The sequence below is a fragment of the Polyangium sp. y55x31 genome, from assembly GCF_029946505.1.
Classification (GTDB): Bacteria; Myxococcota_A; Polyangia; order Polyangiales; family Polyangiaceae; genus Polyangium.
Genome location: NZ_JARZHG010000018.1, coordinates 119,835 through 134,932, shown reverse-complemented (window position 1 = coordinate 134,932; position 15,098 = coordinate 119,835). Strand labels below are relative to the sequence as shown.

Genomic DNA, 15,098 nt, shown 5'->3' with positions numbered 1-15,098 from the left:
GCGCGCTCTATTTGAACTGCGCCGTCCCCTTGTAGGTCTCGCCGTCCTTCCATTTCGCCACGGTCTCTTCCACGACCTGCCCGTCCGCTCCGGTGATCCGCAGCGTCACGGATTGCGAGCCGACGCCTTTGGCCGCGGTGAAATAGTTATCGTCCGAGCGCGTCATCTCGACCCACTCGTCGCCGCGCTTGAAGGCCACGCTTTTGATCGGCATGCGGTGATTGCGCACCTGGATCGAGGTCCAGTGGATCGAGCTCGTCTTCTTGAAGCGCAGCTCGAGGTTGCCTTGCACCGCGCAGGGCACGGGTTTCCACGTCACCTCGGCCTTTCCGACCTTCGTGCCGGCGATCTTCACGAACGCGGGCTTGTTGATGACCAGCCGATCCGGCGGGCAATCGTTGCAGCGATCGGCGACCATCACGACCTCGGAGCCCTCGGAGCCCGTGATTTCGAGGCATTGACCGCAGGCCTGAATCTGGTTGTAGACCGCATTCGGCGCGGACAACACCGCGGCGTCCCGGCCGAACGTGAGCGAACAGCTCCCGCGGGCGTTTGCGTCGTAATACACGGCCTCGCCTTTCGAGACCTTCACCTCGGGCTTCGGCGGCTCGGCGGGCTTGGCCTCGGCCGCCGGCGCGGGCGGGGGCTCGGCGGGCGCCGGGGCGGGCTCGGGGGCCGCCGCCGGGGCTGCGGGCGGGGGCGCGGCAGGCTCGGCGGGCGCAGCGGCCGTTGCGGGCGGCGTGGCGGGCGCCGCGGGCGACGGCGGGGCCGGGGGCGGCGAGGGCGGCGGCGCCGAGGCGCAGGCGGCGAAGAGGACGGTCGCGGTGGCCAGGGCGAACGAGGCGGAAAGTGGGCGCATGGCGCGGTGCAAAATTCCATTTCTGGAGGCGCGTCAAGCGTGATGTGTGGCGCGGCCCGCGGAACCTCGGCACCGGGGAGGTGTCCGGCAAGCCATGAGGTTTCATGTTCACGTGTTGCGCGGGTGGCTCGTCGGTCGGCGACTCGGGCGGGGGCGATGGGTCTCCGGGCAGATCACGACGCTCTCGTGGCTCGCCAGAGGCACGCTGATCTTCCTCGCGCTCCTGATGATCTTCGGAAACCAAATGGATCAGGATGCGCGCGCGATGGGCCTCCTGACCGTGCAGATCGAGCCCCTGCCGTTTGTCGGGACGCACACGTGTATCTACCCGAGTGACGTGGAAGAACCGCCGGCGCCCCCGCCCGAAGAGGAGCCGCCCTGCTCGCGAAAGGGCAAACGCCCGGACGCGCGCTGATTCGGGCTACTGCGCCCGCTCGGGCAAACCGAGCGCAATCCGGCGGAGCAGGTCGAGCACGGCATACGCCGCGGCGATCTGCACCTCCTCGCGTTCGCCCTGAAAAACCTTGCTCCGCACGACCGTGCCGCCCGGATGCGCGACGGCCCAGTACACGAGGCCCACGGGCTTCTCCGCCGTGCCGCCCGTCGGGCCCGCGATGCCCGTCACTGAGAGGCCCACGTCCGTCTCGCAGGTCCGGCGCACGCCCTCGGCCATCTCCGCCGCCACCTCGGCCGACACCGCGCCATGCCCGCGCAGCGTGTCCTCCGAGACCCCGAGCAGCCGCGTCTTCGCGCTGTTCGCGTACACCACCGCGCCGCCCACGAGGTAATCGCTCGCCGGATACTTCGTCAGCATGTGCGCGATGAGCCCGCCCGTGCACGACTCCGCGAGCGCCAGCCGATAGCCGCGGCTGCGCACCGCGCGGCCGACCATCTCGGCGAACGCCTCGTCGCCCTCGCCGTACACCACGTCGCCGAGCCGCGCCTTCACCTCGGTCGATGCCCGGATCGCGAGATCCCGCGCGACCTCTCGATTGGCGCCCCGCGCGTGCACCTTCACGTCGACCTCGGGGAAATGCACCCGGTAGCCGAGCGTCACGCCCGCGTGTGTCCCCTCGATCCCCGCGAGCGCCTGCCCCACGAGGCTCTCGCCGAGCCCGTACGTCCGCAGGCGCACCTGGGACGTGTTGTTCGGCGCCGACGGCCGGATCCGCGGCAACACCTGGTCGGTGAACATGCGCTTCATCTCGCGCGGCACGCCCGGCAGGAAGAAGAGCGGCGTGTCCCCGAGCGGGATCGAAAAGCCCGGCGCCGAGCCCACGCTGTTCGAGAGCACGTCCGCGCCCGCAGGCAGATCCGCCTGCTTCTCGTGGCCCGCGTTCATCGTCTTGCCGCGTGACTCCACGCGCCGCCGGATCGCGAGCAGCGCGCTCTCGTCGCGCACGAGCGACACGCCCGCGGCCTTCGCCGCCGCCGTCGCCGTGAGGTCGTCGGTGGTCGGTCCGAGCCCGCCCGTCACGACGACCAGCCGACGCGTCTGCGCCAGCGTGCGCAGCGCCGCGACGATCTGGTCCACGTCGTCGGGGATCGCGTCGATCACATCCACGGTGAAGCCCGCGGCCGTCAGCTCCGCGGAGATCCACGCCGCGTTCGTGTTGACGATTTCGCCTCGGGTGAGCTCGGTACCGATCGAGAGAATCGCGGCGGTCATTTTGGGGGCATGCACTCTATCCCATCGCGCGCCCTTGACGAGGGCCTCGATCGCAAATCGAGCACGATTCAGCGCGGAAGGGAGCCGCCCTCAGCAGCCGCCGCGAACGGATACACACACCGGAAGCCGACCTCGGCCGAGCGCGTGCTCACCGCGATCTCCAGGCGATTCCAGCTCCGAAGCGCGCTCGCCGCGCCGTCCCCGAACGATCCGCCCCGCGCCTCGGCGAGCGCCGGGCCCTCGGCCTCGACCACTCTCGGCGCCGCCCACTCGGCCACGTTGCCCGCGAGATCGTGCGCGCCCTCGGGCGAAACACCGTCCGGATGCGAGCCCGAGACCTCCGGCCCCGTCGCGCCCTCGCCGCAAGGACCACGCACGAGCCCCCACGCCGCCCGCCGACAAACCGCGCCCGTATCCCCCCAGGCGTAGCGCCGTCCCTTCGCGCCCGCGGCCGCGAAAGCGAGCTCTTCCGGCGTCGGGAGCGCGCCGCCCGCCCACGCGCAAAACGCGCGCGCCTCGGACAAACTCACGCGGGAGAGCGCGCGGCCGGGCTCGCCCGTGAGCGGGACGGGCGCGCAGGCGGACGCGGCCACGCAGGCGGCATAACGCGCCTCCGTGACCTCGTACGCGTCGAGGGCGAAGGCCTCCATCGGCACGGCGCGCGGCGTGACCTGACCTTGCGCCTCCCAGTCACTCGGCCCGATCCGCAAGAGGCCGGCCGTGATGCCCACGGCGCGCGGCGTGGCCACGCACCCGGCCTCCGTCACGACGAGCCCCGCGGCGCATCGCGTGGGTTTGCCCGCGCAACGATCGCCCGCGAGGGTTTGTCCTTCCCCGCAGCAGCGCGCCCCGAGCGCGATCATCCCGGGCGCGCACCGCGCCGGCGGCGCCGCGCGATCCCGCGCCACGAGCACCACGGCGACGGCGAGCCCGATCGAAAGGGCGAAGAGGCCGATCGTCCGGACGACCGGCCTCGCTCCGCGCGCCTCAGGCCGAGCCACCCTCGCCGCGGGCCTCTCCTCGGGGTCGTCGCGTCTCGCCGCGATCGCGCCTTCGCTGCTCGGCGCGCGCGGCCTTCACCTCGTCGAGCCGCGCCTCGATCCGCGCGAGCGCGTCGAGCAGCGCGGCCTTGAGCCGACCGTACGTCTTCGGACCGATGTCGCCCTTGCGATGCGCCTTCTCCAGCGCGACGAACTCGCCGAGCAGCGCCTCGCGTGCTTCGAGCAGATCGTCCTTCGCCTCGTCGGGCACCGCGCCCTCGGTGCGCTGGCGGATCGTGTACGCCGCGGCGAGCGCGGCCGCCGAGAGCGCGAAGAACAGCGCGAACCAGCGCGTGTTTCCGGGCACGGGCAGGCCCGTGATGGTGATGTCGAGCGCGCCGATGCCGCGCTCGCCTTGCATCGCCTGGCGCATCGTCACCATCACCTTGCGGCCGTCGCGCCCGGTCTGGCGTTGCGCCTCGGGGAAGCCGGCGACCTGAAGGCCCATGGTCTTGTTCGCCTCGGAGAAGATCCGCACCTCGCCGACGCGCGGCGGGAGCGCGACGTGGAAGGTCTGTTTGTCCCTGCCTTCGAGCTTGACCTGGTAGCTGAACGAGGCCTCGTGCCGCCCGGGCGCGATCGTGCCCGAGAGCCACGGTCCTTTGTTCGGCTCGTCGACGAACCGCACGTCGGTCATGCCGTCGGGAATGCGGAAGGCTTGATACCCCTCGGGCAAACCCACGAGCGCGTCGCCCTTTTCGGGCACCCACGCGACCTTGCCGATGTTGAAGACGTTGAAGAGCTGCTCGACCTGGAGCACGCCTTCCCGCAGCGAGACGAACACGAACGCCTGCGCGCCGACGAGCGCGCCGTTCACGTCGTCCGTCGCTTCGTATGCGTGCAAAACGACGCGCTTGCCGGCCTTGTCCGAGAGCGCGAACGGCTCCGTCGCGTACGTGCCGAGGCCACGCTGCGTGGTCACGCGATAACTCGTGCCCGCGCCGACGGCCAAGCCCTCGAGCCGCGCCGTGCCTTGCGCGTCGGTCGTGATCTCGCGGCGCTCGCGTTTGTCGCCTTGCGCCACGCTGCTCTTGAGGATGCCGATGATCGCGGTCGCGTTCGGGATCGGGCGCTCGTCGGCGTCGCGGATCGTGAAGACCATCGTGCCCGGCGGCAGCGTCTGATCCTCGACCGCGGTGTCGGGCGGCGCCTCGAAAAACCCGCTGTTTCCGCGGCGCGAGTCGCCATGCGGGTTCGCCCCGTGCGGCGATTCGTCGGGCCCGTGGGGATCCATCCCCGCGCCGTCTTCCACGCTCGGATGCCCGGGCGGAAGCTCACCGACATCCGGATGTCCCTCGGGAAGCGGCCCGGCCGTCTTGCCGGCGTCCCCCGCGCCCGCGTCGCCGGGCCCCGCGTCGGGTTTGTCCGCGCTCGGTTTTTCCTTCTCGGCCTTCGCGTCCGGCTTCTTCGCGTCCGGTTCGGCCTTCTTCGCAGGCGCAGGTTTGTCCTCGCCCGCGGCAGCGGCCACGTGCGGCAGCGAGATCGCGGCGGCGGTGATGGTGAGGGCCGCGCCGAGGATCCCGAGGCGCGTTCGTCCGATCGATCTCACGACGCCTCCGCCTCCTCGTCGGCCTTCTTCGCCTCGCGGGTCTCCTCCGCAGGCTCGGGCGCGGCCATGCGCGCTCCGCATTTCTTGCAGAACAAAGCGTCCTCGTCGTTCTCCGTGCCGCACGCGCCACACGCGCGCTGCGCGGCCGCCTCGTCGCTCGCCTGTGCGGGCTTCTTCGCCTTCTTCTTTTTCTTGGGCTTGCGAGGGGCCTCGTCGGCCTCTTCCTTCACCGGCTCCGGCGCGGCCTTGGCCTCCGCCTTCGGCGCCTCCGCAGCCTCGTCCGTCGCGCCGTCCTCGTCCTCGTTCGTCTCTTCGGACTCGTCTTCGAGCAGGCCGAGCTGCTTCAAGCGCCGCTGCACGAGCACCTCGGCCCGCTCGCGGCCCGGCGCCGCGCTCTGATCGAGGGCCTGGAGCAGGCGCTTCGCCTCGGCGCGGTACTTCGCGACGAGGGCGCGATAGTCCTCCTCGCTGATCTTGCCGACGCTGCGCTCGAACTCGAGGTCCTTCAGCGCGCGGATGACGGCGCGCTTCTGTTCCTCCTCGGCGCGGGGCGGGGCGCCGATCGCGTAGGCGTCGGCGCCGGAGAGCGGCGTCTCGCCGAGCAGCGTGCGCAGGCTCCCCCAGAACATCGCGATCACCGTCACGAGGACGCCGGCCGCGAGGACCAGGATGGCCGTGGGCACGTCGACGAAGAGGCCACCGAGCAGCGCGAGGACAGCCGTCACGATCGGAACGCCGTACTTCACGGTATCCGCGATCTTGCGCTCCAGCTCCTCGTCACGTTTGTCCACGGCGCGTTTGTCCGTGCTGGTCTCGGAGCTCATTCGTCGTCGAGGTCCTTCAGCTCCTGATCGAGCCGGTCGTCATAGGCGTCACGCGTGTCGTTCTTGGCCTGGGCCTTCTTGCCCGCGGGCACGGCTGCGGCGGCCGCGAGGCCGCGGCGCTGCCAGCGCCGGAGCACGACGAACACGAGCCCGGCGCCGGCCACGATCGCGGTGATGGGCACGACCCAGAGCGCGCGGCTCGCGCCCTGGTTGCGCGGTACGGCGAGCGATTTCGGTCCGTACTGCGACACGTAGATGTCCTGCGCCTGCTCGACGGTCTTGCCCTCGGCGAGCAGCTCGCGGAGCGCCGTGCGGCGTTGATGCGCGATGTCGCACGGGCAGGTGCCGAGCGTCTCGCGCGGGCAGCCGCAGGTGCAGATGAGGCTCCAGAAGAGCTGGCGCTCGGTCTCGTTCTGGATCGACACGGTCCCCGTGCCGCCCGTGTGCTGGCCGAGCGCGAGGTGCGGATCGAACGTGAGCCACGCGGCCGTGAGGCCGGCCGCGGTGAGCAGCGCGAGGTGGAGCGGTGTTCGTCGGGTCGTCATTCGGGGTTACTTGGCGGGAGCGAGGGCGGCGCCGAGCGAGGGGAGCGGCGCATCGGAGGGCGCGGCGGTCGCGGGCGCAGGCGGCGCGCGCGTGCCGCCGTAGGCGAGGGACGGGCCAGCGGCGAGGAGCAGGGCGAAGATGACCGAGGTCGCGACCGAGGCCGCGGCGCGGATGTAGCCGAACGCGCCCGCCTCCTCCAGCGCGACCTCGGGCCACATCGACACGATCGCCCCGAGGATCAGGATGCCCACGCCGATCCAGATGAAGTTCACGAGCGGGTTCACGTGGAACTGGAACGAGGCGACCTTCGTCGTCGGGTTGACCATTCCTACGATCACGTAGAGATCGTCGCGGATGGTCATGTGCTTGGCGACCTCGGTCGAGGGCTGATCGGCGCCGGTCTTGTAGATGAACTTCGCCGGCGTGACGCGGCCGATGGGCTTGCCCTGACGGACCACGTCGAGGTCCGTGAAGATCATGCGCTTCTCGTTGTCGACCTCCATGCGCGGGCCGACGTACGTCATGGAGTAGTAGTCGACCTGGGCCGTCTCGCCCGGCGACATGCTGAGCTCCTTGTCGACGCCCCACGCGCGGCCGGTGAAACCGAGGAACATGAGCGCGATGCCCACGTGCACGACGTAGCCGCCGTAGCGGCGGCGCGACTTCGCCACGAGGTTGAAGAGCGAGGTGAACAGGCCCTCGTCGCTCTTGCTGCGCTGCCGCGCCGCGACGCCGCGGTAGAACTCCTGCACGACGACGGTGATGTTGAACGCGACGAGCATCACCGTGACGAACGGCAGCTTGCCCGAGATCCAGGCGAGGACGCGGCCGAGCGTGCCCTCGTAGATCGGCGCGGCGTCGTAGAACGCCGGGTAGTTGAACCGCTTGCCGATCACGAGGTGGATCGCGCCGACGACGAGCATCACCGCGACGGGCCAGCGGAAGCTCTTCAGGAAGAGCTCCGGGCTCGTCTTGCGCCAGCCGAGGAGCGGTGCCGCGCCCATGAGGAAGAAGATCACGAGCGCGAGCGGCGGGATCCAGGTGTTGTAGAACGTCGGGCCGAGCGTCGACTCCTGGTTGAGCAGCCACTCGCTGATGCGCGGCCAGGTCGTCGCCGTCGCGATGAACACCGTCAGGCTCAGGAAGCCCCAGTTGTTCAGCACGAACGCCGCCTCGCGGGACAGGGCCGACTCGAAGGCGCCCTCGCTCCGGAGCCTCGGCAAACGCCAGACGATGAGCGAGATGCTCACCGCGGCGATCACGCCCATGTACCAGACGAAGAAGATGCCGATGCCGGACTGGGCGAAGGAGTGGACGGACGAGATGAGGCCCGAGCGCGTGAGGAACGTGCCGAAGATCGTGAGGAAGAACGTCGCGCAGATGAGGAAGACGTTCCAGATCTTCAGCATGCCGCGCCGCTCCTGGATCATCGTCGAGTGCACGTAGGCGCTCGCCGTGAGCCACGGGAGGAACGCCGCGTTCTCCACGGGATCCCAGGCCCAGTAGCCGCCCCAGCCGAGCTCCTCGTAGGCCCAGAGCATGCCGAGCGCGTTGCCGATCGAGAGGAAGAGCCAGGCGAAGAGCATCCACTTGCGCGTGGCCACGATCCACTCGTTGTCGAGCCTTCCTGTGGCGAGCGCCGCGATCGCGAAGGCAAACGGGATCGCCGAGCTCGTGAACCCGATGTAGAGGCTCGGCGGGTGGATGATCATGTAGAAGTTGCGGAGCTGGTAGTTCAGCCCGCTGCCATCCATCGGCGCGCCGCCCGCGCTCGTCTGGAAGGGGTTCGCCGCGAAGATCATGAGGATCGCGAAGAAGCCGATGATGGTCATCAGCGTCGCGATCACGAAGGGCTGGAGCTCCAGGTATCTGCGCCGGAGCCACGCCACGCAGCCCGCGGAGAAGCCGGACGTGAGGAAGAGCCACCAGAGGAGCGAGCCGTCCTGGCCGCCCCAGAGCGCCGCGACGAGGTACGGCGTGGTCATCGAGCGGTCGCTGTACCGAGCGACGTAGCTGATGCGGAAATCGTGGCTCACGAAGGCGAACGCGAGGACCAGGACCGAGAGGCCGACGAGCGCCACGGTGCCGTACGCGCCGAGCCGAGCCGCCTGGAGCAGGCGCGGCCTGCCGGTGCTCGAGGCGAGCGCGACGGCGAACGTGTACGCCGCGGCGATCAGGATCGCGTAAAGAACGCCGGTTCCGAACTCGGGGAGCGATTGCCAGATCGACATGGCCGGGGGCAGAGCTTAGGCCGGCCACGGAGCCGGGGCCACGTCTACGCGCCCTATTTCCCGAGGACGCCTCGTCGCCGCTCGCCGGGAGCGATCATGACGACGCGAGGCGGCAAATACGCGTCCCCTCGTCCGACGGGAGCGAACCCGATTATACTCTTCCACATGAGCGCCACGCCCGACTTCCGATCCGACGACCTCATCTACGACTGGAACGAGATCGGGCGCAAAGGACGCCTCATCCCCCGGGACGTCACGTTCTTCGACGAGACGCTGCGCGACGGACTGCAGAACCCCTCGGTCGCCGATCCGAACATCGAGCAGAAGCTCAAGCTCATTCACCTGATGTCCAAGATCGGCATCCACGTCGCGGACATCGGCCTGCCCGGTAGCTCGAAGCGCGCCTTCGACGACGTCCTGCGCATGTGTCGCGAGATCACGGACAACCGGCTGCCGCTCGGCGTGGCGTGCGCGGGTCGCACCGTGGTCTCCGACATCACCCCGATGATCGAGATCTCCCAGCGCGCGGGGATCCCCGTCGAAGTCTACTGCTTCATCGGGTCGAGCCCGATCCGCCAGCTCGCGGAGGACTGGGACCTCGACACGATCGTCAAGCGCAGCGCCGAGGCGATCGACGTGGCGGTGAAGGCAGGCCTTCCCGTCGCGTACGTGACGGAAGACACGACGCGCTCGCGGCCGGACATGCTGGCGACGCTGTTCAAGATGGCGATCGATCACGGTGCGTCGCGGCTGTGTCTCTGCGACACCGTGGGTCACGCGACGCCGGACGGCGTGCGCAACCTGATCTCGTTCACGAAGGCGATCATCGCGGGCCACGGAGCGGACGGAAAGGTCCGCATCGACTGGCACGGTCACAACGATCGCGGGCTCGCGCTGGAGAACGCGCTCTGGGCGCTGGAGTTCGGGGCGGATCGGGTGCACGGGACGGCGCTCGGGATCGGCGAGCGCGTGGGGAACGCGGCGATGGAGCTGATCCTGCTGAACCTGAAGCTCCTCGGCCTGCTGGAGCATCAGGACCTCACGCACATGCTGGATTACTGCAACACGGCGGCGGAGGCGGTGGGCTGGCAGATCCCGATCAACTACCCGCTCGTCGGCCGCGACGCGTTCCGCACGGCGACGGGCGTGCACGCGGCGGCGATCATCAAGGCGCAAGGCAAGGGCGACGCGTGGCTCGCGGACCGGATCTACTCGGGCGTGCCGGCCGGGATGTTCGGGCGGAAGCAGGAGATCTGCGTGGGGTACATGTCGGGCGCCTCGAACGTGAATTTTTGGCTGCGGCAGCGGAGGATCGAGCCTTCGAAGGAGCTCGTGGAGGCGATCCTGAAGAAGGCCAAAGGGTCGAGCCACATCCTGTCGGACGAGGAGATCCTGGCCGTCGTGGACGAGGTGAACGGGCGGTAGGCGCTCACTTGGGGTCCGGAATGTCCTCGGCCGCGACGCGGAAAATCAAATACGCGCGGAACGTGTTCGATCCGGTCGATTGAAATGGATTGGCGATGCCGCCGGGCTGATACCACATCCAGTGCGCCGCCGGGTCGATGCTCGCCGCCTCGGGAGGCGCGGAGCCCGTGGGGCAGGTGGGTGGGAACGTGCCGCCGGGCGCCGGATCATTCGCTTCCCCCACCGCGAGCGAGCCGATCGCGCCGGGCGTCACGGCCCCTGCGACGTTCACCCAGCCCGCGCTCGTCGTGACGTCGTCTCCATTGCCGCTGTTGCAGAGCGCGATCTGCTCGTTGATCTCGTTCTGCGTGGGGCCGGTTTGGCTCGCCTGCATGTTGATGCCGGTCGCGCAGACCTCGAACTGGGCGTCGCCGGTGTACAAGGGCGCGCCGTCGCCGCGGCGGAATTGCCCGAGGACGCCTTGCGTCACCGAAAGGTCGTCCCAGGTCACGATGTACAGGTACGCCGACGGCGGAGCGTCCGCGGCGGGCACGACGTAGGCCTCGGGCCCCTCGCCGCAATTGAAGATCTGGCCCGCGGTCTGCGCGCGCGTGCCCTGCGTGAAATGCGTGATTCCGTCGACGTCTCCGTACCCGAAGCTGTACGCATTGTCGGCCGTGATGACCACGTCGACGTCGACCAAGGGGACACCGCCGCCGCTCCCGCTCGTGAAATCGAAGCCGCCTTGTCCCCCCGCGCCGCCCTGATTCTGGCCGCCGACGCCGCCCGTTCCGCCCATTCCACCCATGCCGCCGGCCGAACCGCCCCCGGTCGAGCTGGTCGAGCTGGTCGATCCGCCCTGCGCGCTCTCGGCGGTGCACGCGAGCGCGGTGAGGCCAAGTGCTGCCTGGAGGATCAAGAGTCGAACCAAGTTCGCGGAGTTGAGGAAGGTGCGCATCGGCTCGATTCTACCTGGTCGGCGGGCGGGTGTCGTACATGCTCCTGGGTGGTCGCCTCCTTCGGACCGCGCTAGCAACAGGGGACGTGAGCGCCCGCCTCCCGCACCCCTCCTGGCCCTCACGCCTCGTCGCGATCCTCGCCGCGCTCGTCAGCTTCGTCTACGTGGCGGGGCTCTTCGATACGCGGCTCTCGGCGCTCGACCTCCTGATGCAGGCGCCCGCGCTCCCCGCCGTGATCACGGCGCGCGACGCCGACGTGCGCGTGGCCATCGTCGACGAACACGACAGGCCGCTGCCCGGCGCGTTCGTGCGGCTGTTCTCGATCCAGGGCGGGACCACGTACTTCGCAGGTGAAGCACGGGCAGGTGAGGACGGCGTCGCAACGCTCGAAAGCATGCCGCGTGGAGAAGCGTGGTTTCTCGCGTATGCGGAGGGGCGCGCGCGTGGGTCGGTGCGGGTCGTGCTCGGGCCCGGCGAGCGCGTCGTGCGGCTCGTGCTCCAGCCGGCCGCGGCGATCGATGTCGTCGTCGTCGACGAAGCGGAAAAACCGTTCCCGAGCGCGAAGATCACCGTCACGGGCGGAGACCCGCTGCCGTTCGTGGCCATGACCGGCGCGGATGGTCGCGCGCGGATCGATCGGCTCGGGCAAGGGCCGTTTTCGGTGCGCGTGGCGGCGCGCGGGTACGACGACGCCGTGCGGACGGGCGTGCTCCCGGGGCCGGTTCCCGTGCGGATCAAGCTCGAACGGCTCGGCGCGTTCGAGGTGTCGGTCGTGGAGGCCGACGGCAAACCCGCGCCGTACGCGCGCGTGCTCTGCGCAGGCGCGGGGCTCTGGCCGGCGCGCAGCACGGTCGCCGATGCGAACGGCATGGCGCGGATCGTGGGCCTCCGGCGCGGCGGGTACGATCTCAAAGCCGAGCTCGGCGAACGCGTGAGCGCGACGGAACTCGGGGTCGAGCTCGAGCGCGCGATGACGAAGCCGGTGAAGCTCGTGCTCGGCGCGGGTCGACGCATCACGGTGAAGGTGACCGACGGCGAGTCCGAAGACGCGCCGCCCGTGAAGGAAGCGAGCGTCGTGCTCGCCGAGGAGGGCCTGAGCCCGTTCCCGATCCACGGTCGTACGGACGCAAAAGGTGTGGTCGTGCTCGGCCCGATCGCGCTCGGCTACGCGACCGTCAGCGCGCGCGCCCCGGGCTTCGTGCCGCGCAGCGCCGTGCCCGTCGACGACGACGCGACCGAGGTGCGCGTCTCGCTTCTGCGTGGCGGCGCGCTCGTCGGCGAGGTCGTCGACGATCGAGGTTTTCCGGTCGGCGGCGCGACGATCGAGGTCGTCGGCGTGGACATCGAGGGCATGCCGATCGACGAGACGAGCGCGATGGCCGAGTTCCGCGACGATCACTTCGACCTCGCGCTGCCCGGCCCGCTGCCGCTCCTGCCCATCGGCGAGCTCGGCGTGATGCCGGGCCCGATTCCCGATCTGCCGCGCGCCGGGGCGTTCGCCGCCACGTCGCTCGGCGGCGGCGGTGATCCGTGGGTCACGCGCGCCGATGGCGAGTTCCGCGCCGCGCCGATCCCACCCGGCCGCGTGCACGCGATCGTCCGGCACCCGGACTACGTCGAGGCCGAGAGCGAGACCGTCACGATCACCTCGGGCGGCGAGGCGCGCGTGAAGGTCGTGCTGCGGCAGGGCGGCTCGCTCGAAGGACGCGTGGTCGATGCCGATCACCGACCCGTCGGCGGCGCGCGTGTCGAGATCGCCGCGGCGGCCGGCACGTTCGAGCGCGTCACCTACACGGACGACAGCGGCAGCTTCGCGTTCGCCGCCGTCCCGGACGAGGTCTTGATCAGCGTCGCGCGCCCCGAGACGCCGGGCGACGTGGCGGCGCGGCTCATCGTCGAGATCCCGGATCGCGAGCGCAAGGAGGTCGAGATCGTTCTGCCGCGCCAGCGCGACGCCGTCGTCGTGCACGTGACCGACGATCGTGGCTACGCGCTCGATCGTGTCGAGGTGCGCGCCGTCTCGCTCGACCCATCCGTTCCGCTTCGACGCACGTTCTTCACGGACGACGACGGCGACGTCGAGATCCCCGACGCGGCGGGTTTGCCCTTGCGCATCGTGCTCATGCGCCCGAGCAAGGCGCCGAAGGTCGACGAGGTGGAGATCGCGCCGGCGAAGCTCACGTACGAGCTCGCCGAGGGCATCACGGCGCGCGGCGAGGTCACGGGGCGTGATGGGCGCGAGCGCATCGAAGGCGCCGAGGTCGTGGTCTACACGGACGCGGGCGTGCGGCGCGCGCGCAGCGACGCCGAGGGCGCGTTCGAGGTGAAGGACCTCGCGCCAGGCCGCGTGCGGATCGTCGCGTCGCATTCGGACTGGGCGCAGAACGAGAAGATCGCCACGGTCGCCGCAGCGCCGAGCCGCGAGGTGGATGTCGGCGCGGTGGATCTCGCGGAGGCCGGCGAGGTCGAGGGCACGGTCGTCGATCCGAACGACGAACCTGTCGCGGGCGCGCGCGTGGCCGCGGGCCTCGTGCCCACGTACTTGCCGCTCGGTCCGCTGCCGCGCGGCGTGGCCACGACGGATCGCGAGGGCCACTTCAAGCTCGTCGGCGTGCCCGAGGGGGATGCGACGATCGAGGCGTATTCGTCCGACCTCGGACGAGCGTCGACCACGGTAAAAGTTCGCGCGGGGAGGAGCACGTCACGCGTGGACATCACGCTGCCGGGCGAGGGGAGTGCGAAGGGCGAGGCGAAGGGCGCGGGCAGCATCGCGCTGACGCTCGGTGAGCGGACCGAGCGTGGGTCGAAGGTGATCGTGGTCGTGATGGTGCCGCCGGGCGGCGAGGCGGAGCTTGCGGGCGTGGAGCCGGGGGACCGGCTGCTCAAGGTGAACGATCACGAGGTGCGGACGATCGAGGATGCGCGGCGGCGGATTTCGGGGCCGCTCGCGGAGGATGTGGTGCTGACGCTGGCGCCGGATGGGGCAGGGGAGAAGGCGCGGAGGCTTCGGGTGCGGCGAGAGCGGGTGCGGAGGTAGGGGGCAAGGCAGGTGGAAAGCGTGGATGCGTCGTTCGCATGCGTTACACGTCGGCGGTGACGACGGTGTTGTCGAGGAAGCGGGAGAGCCGCGCGAGTCAGTTCTCGGTTCCGTCGTAGTGCGTCATTGCTAAGTCCAAGAGGCGCCTTGGAAGAGAATATACGTAATCGCTCGTCCTTGTCTGTCCGTCCATCGTTCCGTCAGCGCATCGGCGCGGTGCGACATTGCTGATGGAAACTGGAAGAATTTCGAGGATTACTCATTCTCGTGGGTAGCGATATCCGCCAACAAGCCCTGCAGTCGCAGAAAGAAGGGGTTCTCGCTGTCTTTTGACTCCTTCGCAAGAGCTTCCAAACGAGCTGTCACAACCGCGCGAGCTTCGTTGTATCGCCCAAGAGCCATGAGGCTCCTTCCGATGAAAAAGTCGGCGACTCGCAGAAGCCGGTCCGTGCGACCTGGCGGCTTTTGCTCCAACGCTCGGCGTAACCGCTCGACGAAGTCGAGGGCTTCCCGGGGTTGCCCGAGGTCCAGCAAAAACTCACAGAGCCCCAGGTGTGTGTCGCTGACGTGTTTTATCTGGGCACTGGATTGAATCCACGCCTGCACGGCTTGACGTACGTGGGCAAGGGCCTTGTCAGGGTGACCCATGGCATGCTCGAAGACGGCCTGCAGCGCGAGCACTTCGATGACGTAGCGGACATCGGCACCAGGAGCCGAGCCTGCCAGCCGAAGAGCCCGTTCGCACAGAGCCAACGCTTCGGCCCACTCACCTGGTGCCTCTTCTCGCAGGGGCGAGAATGTGTGAATGACCCACAGAAGGGACGGCAGCGAGTCGAGTGCATCTGTGCCATAACGCTGCTCTGCCAGGAGGAACGCCTTACGAAACACCTCCCTCGCGCGCGCCGGCTCCGAGGCCCTCAAGAGGGATTTACCCTGGGCCATCAGTCCGCGTAGGTCGTCATCATTCATAGGCGAGATGC

Annotated in this window: 12 protein-coding genes; 3 read left to right on the top strand and 9 right to left on the bottom strand. The window is 69.6% G+C overall.

The window, feature by feature from the left end:
• Positions 1-7: 7 nt before the first annotated feature.
• On the bottom strand, positions 8-859 hold the full coding sequence (locus tag QHF84_RS28175; protein ID WP_281316543.1) for an expansin EXLX1 family cellulose-binding protein: 852 nt from the start codon (positions 857-859) through the stop codon (positions 8-10).
• A 94-nt stretch (positions 860-953) separates the two neighbouring features.
• Here QHF84_RS28175 and QHF84_RS28170 point away from each other — a divergent pair, with 94 nt between their 5' ends.
• A complete protein-coding gene (locus tag QHF84_RS28170) occupies positions 954-1,274 on the top strand; it encodes a hypothetical protein (protein WP_281316542.1) in 321 nt (106 codons plus the stop codon).
• Between the two features lie 6 nt (positions 1,275-1,280).
• On the opposite strand, the gene QHF84_RS28165 is transcribed toward QHF84_RS28170, so the two are convergent.
• From QHF84_RS28165 to QHF84_RS28140, 6 genes are all read right to left on the bottom strand, one after another.
• Positions 1,281-2,528, bottom strand: coding sequence for a CinA family nicotinamide mononucleotide deamidase-related protein (locus QHF84_RS28165; protein WP_281316541.1), 1,248 nt, complete (start codon positions 2,526-2,528; stop codon positions 1,281-1,283).
• 68 nt (positions 2,529-2,596) lie between these two features.
• Positions 2,597-3,529 (bottom strand): SUMF1/EgtB/PvdO family nonheme iron enzyme, encoded by a 933-nt coding sequence (locus tag QHF84_RS28160; RefSeq protein WP_281316540.1) that lies wholly within the window; start codon positions 3,527-3,529, stop codon positions 2,597-2,599.
• Entirely contained in the window at positions 3,516-5,117 is a 1,602-nt protein-coding gene (locus tag QHF84_RS28155; RefSeq protein WP_281316539.1) for a hypothetical protein, read from the bottom strand. The genes QHF84_RS28160 and QHF84_RS28155 overlap by 14 nt, the downstream gene beginning before the upstream one ends.
• Complete coding sequence (locus QHF84_RS28150; RefSeq protein ID WP_281316538.1) at positions 5,114-5,941, bottom strand: zinc ribbon domain-containing protein; 828 nt, start codon at positions 5,939-5,941, stop codon at positions 5,114-5,116. Before QHF84_RS28150 ends, QHF84_RS28155 begins: the two co-directional genes overlap by 4 nt.
• Positions 5,938-6,486, bottom strand: coding sequence for a cytochrome c-type biogenesis protein CcmH (locus tag QHF84_RS28145; RefSeq protein ID WP_281316537.1), 549 nt, complete (start codon positions 6,484-6,486; stop codon positions 5,938-5,940). Before QHF84_RS28145 ends, QHF84_RS28150 begins: the two co-directional genes overlap by 4 nt.
• A 6-nt stretch (positions 6,487-6,492) precedes the next feature.
• Positions 6,493-8,718 carry a cytochrome c-type biogenesis CcmF C-terminal domain-containing protein gene (locus QHF84_RS28140; protein WP_281316536.1) on the bottom strand — a complete coding sequence of 742 codons (2,226 nt, stop codon included), beginning with the start codon at positions 8,716-8,718 and terminating at the stop codon, positions 6,493-6,495.
• 165 nt (positions 8,719-8,883) lie between these two features.
• Here QHF84_RS28140 and QHF84_RS28135 point away from each other — a divergent pair, with 165 nt between their 5' ends.
• Positions 8,884-10,143 (top strand): LeuA family protein, encoded by a 1,260-nt coding sequence (locus QHF84_RS28135; protein ID WP_281316535.1) that lies wholly within the window; start codon positions 8,884-8,886, stop codon positions 10,141-10,143.
• Between the two features lie 4 nt (positions 10,144-10,147).
• Here QHF84_RS28135 and QHF84_RS28130 read toward each other — a convergent pair whose 3' ends face one another.
• Complete coding sequence (locus tag QHF84_RS28130; RefSeq protein ID WP_281316534.1) at positions 10,148-11,080, bottom strand: hypothetical protein; 933 nt, start codon at positions 11,078-11,080, stop codon at positions 10,148-10,150.
• Between the two features lie 86 nt (positions 11,081-11,166).
• Here QHF84_RS28130 and QHF84_RS28125 point away from each other — a divergent pair, with 86 nt between their 5' ends.
• Entirely contained in the window at positions 11,167-14,118 is a 2,952-nt protein-coding gene (locus tag QHF84_RS28125; RefSeq protein WP_281316533.1) for a carboxypeptidase regulatory-like domain-containing protein, read from the top strand.
• Positions 14,119-14,373: 255 nt separating this feature from the next.
• Here QHF84_RS28125 and QHF84_RS28120 read toward each other — a convergent pair whose 3' ends face one another.
• Positions 14,374-15,087 carry a tetratricopeptide repeat protein gene (locus tag QHF84_RS28120; protein WP_281316532.1) on the bottom strand — a complete coding sequence of 238 codons (714 nt, stop codon included), beginning with the start codon at positions 15,085-15,087 and terminating at the stop codon, positions 14,374-14,376.
• Positions 15,088-15,098: the final 11 nt, after the last annotated feature.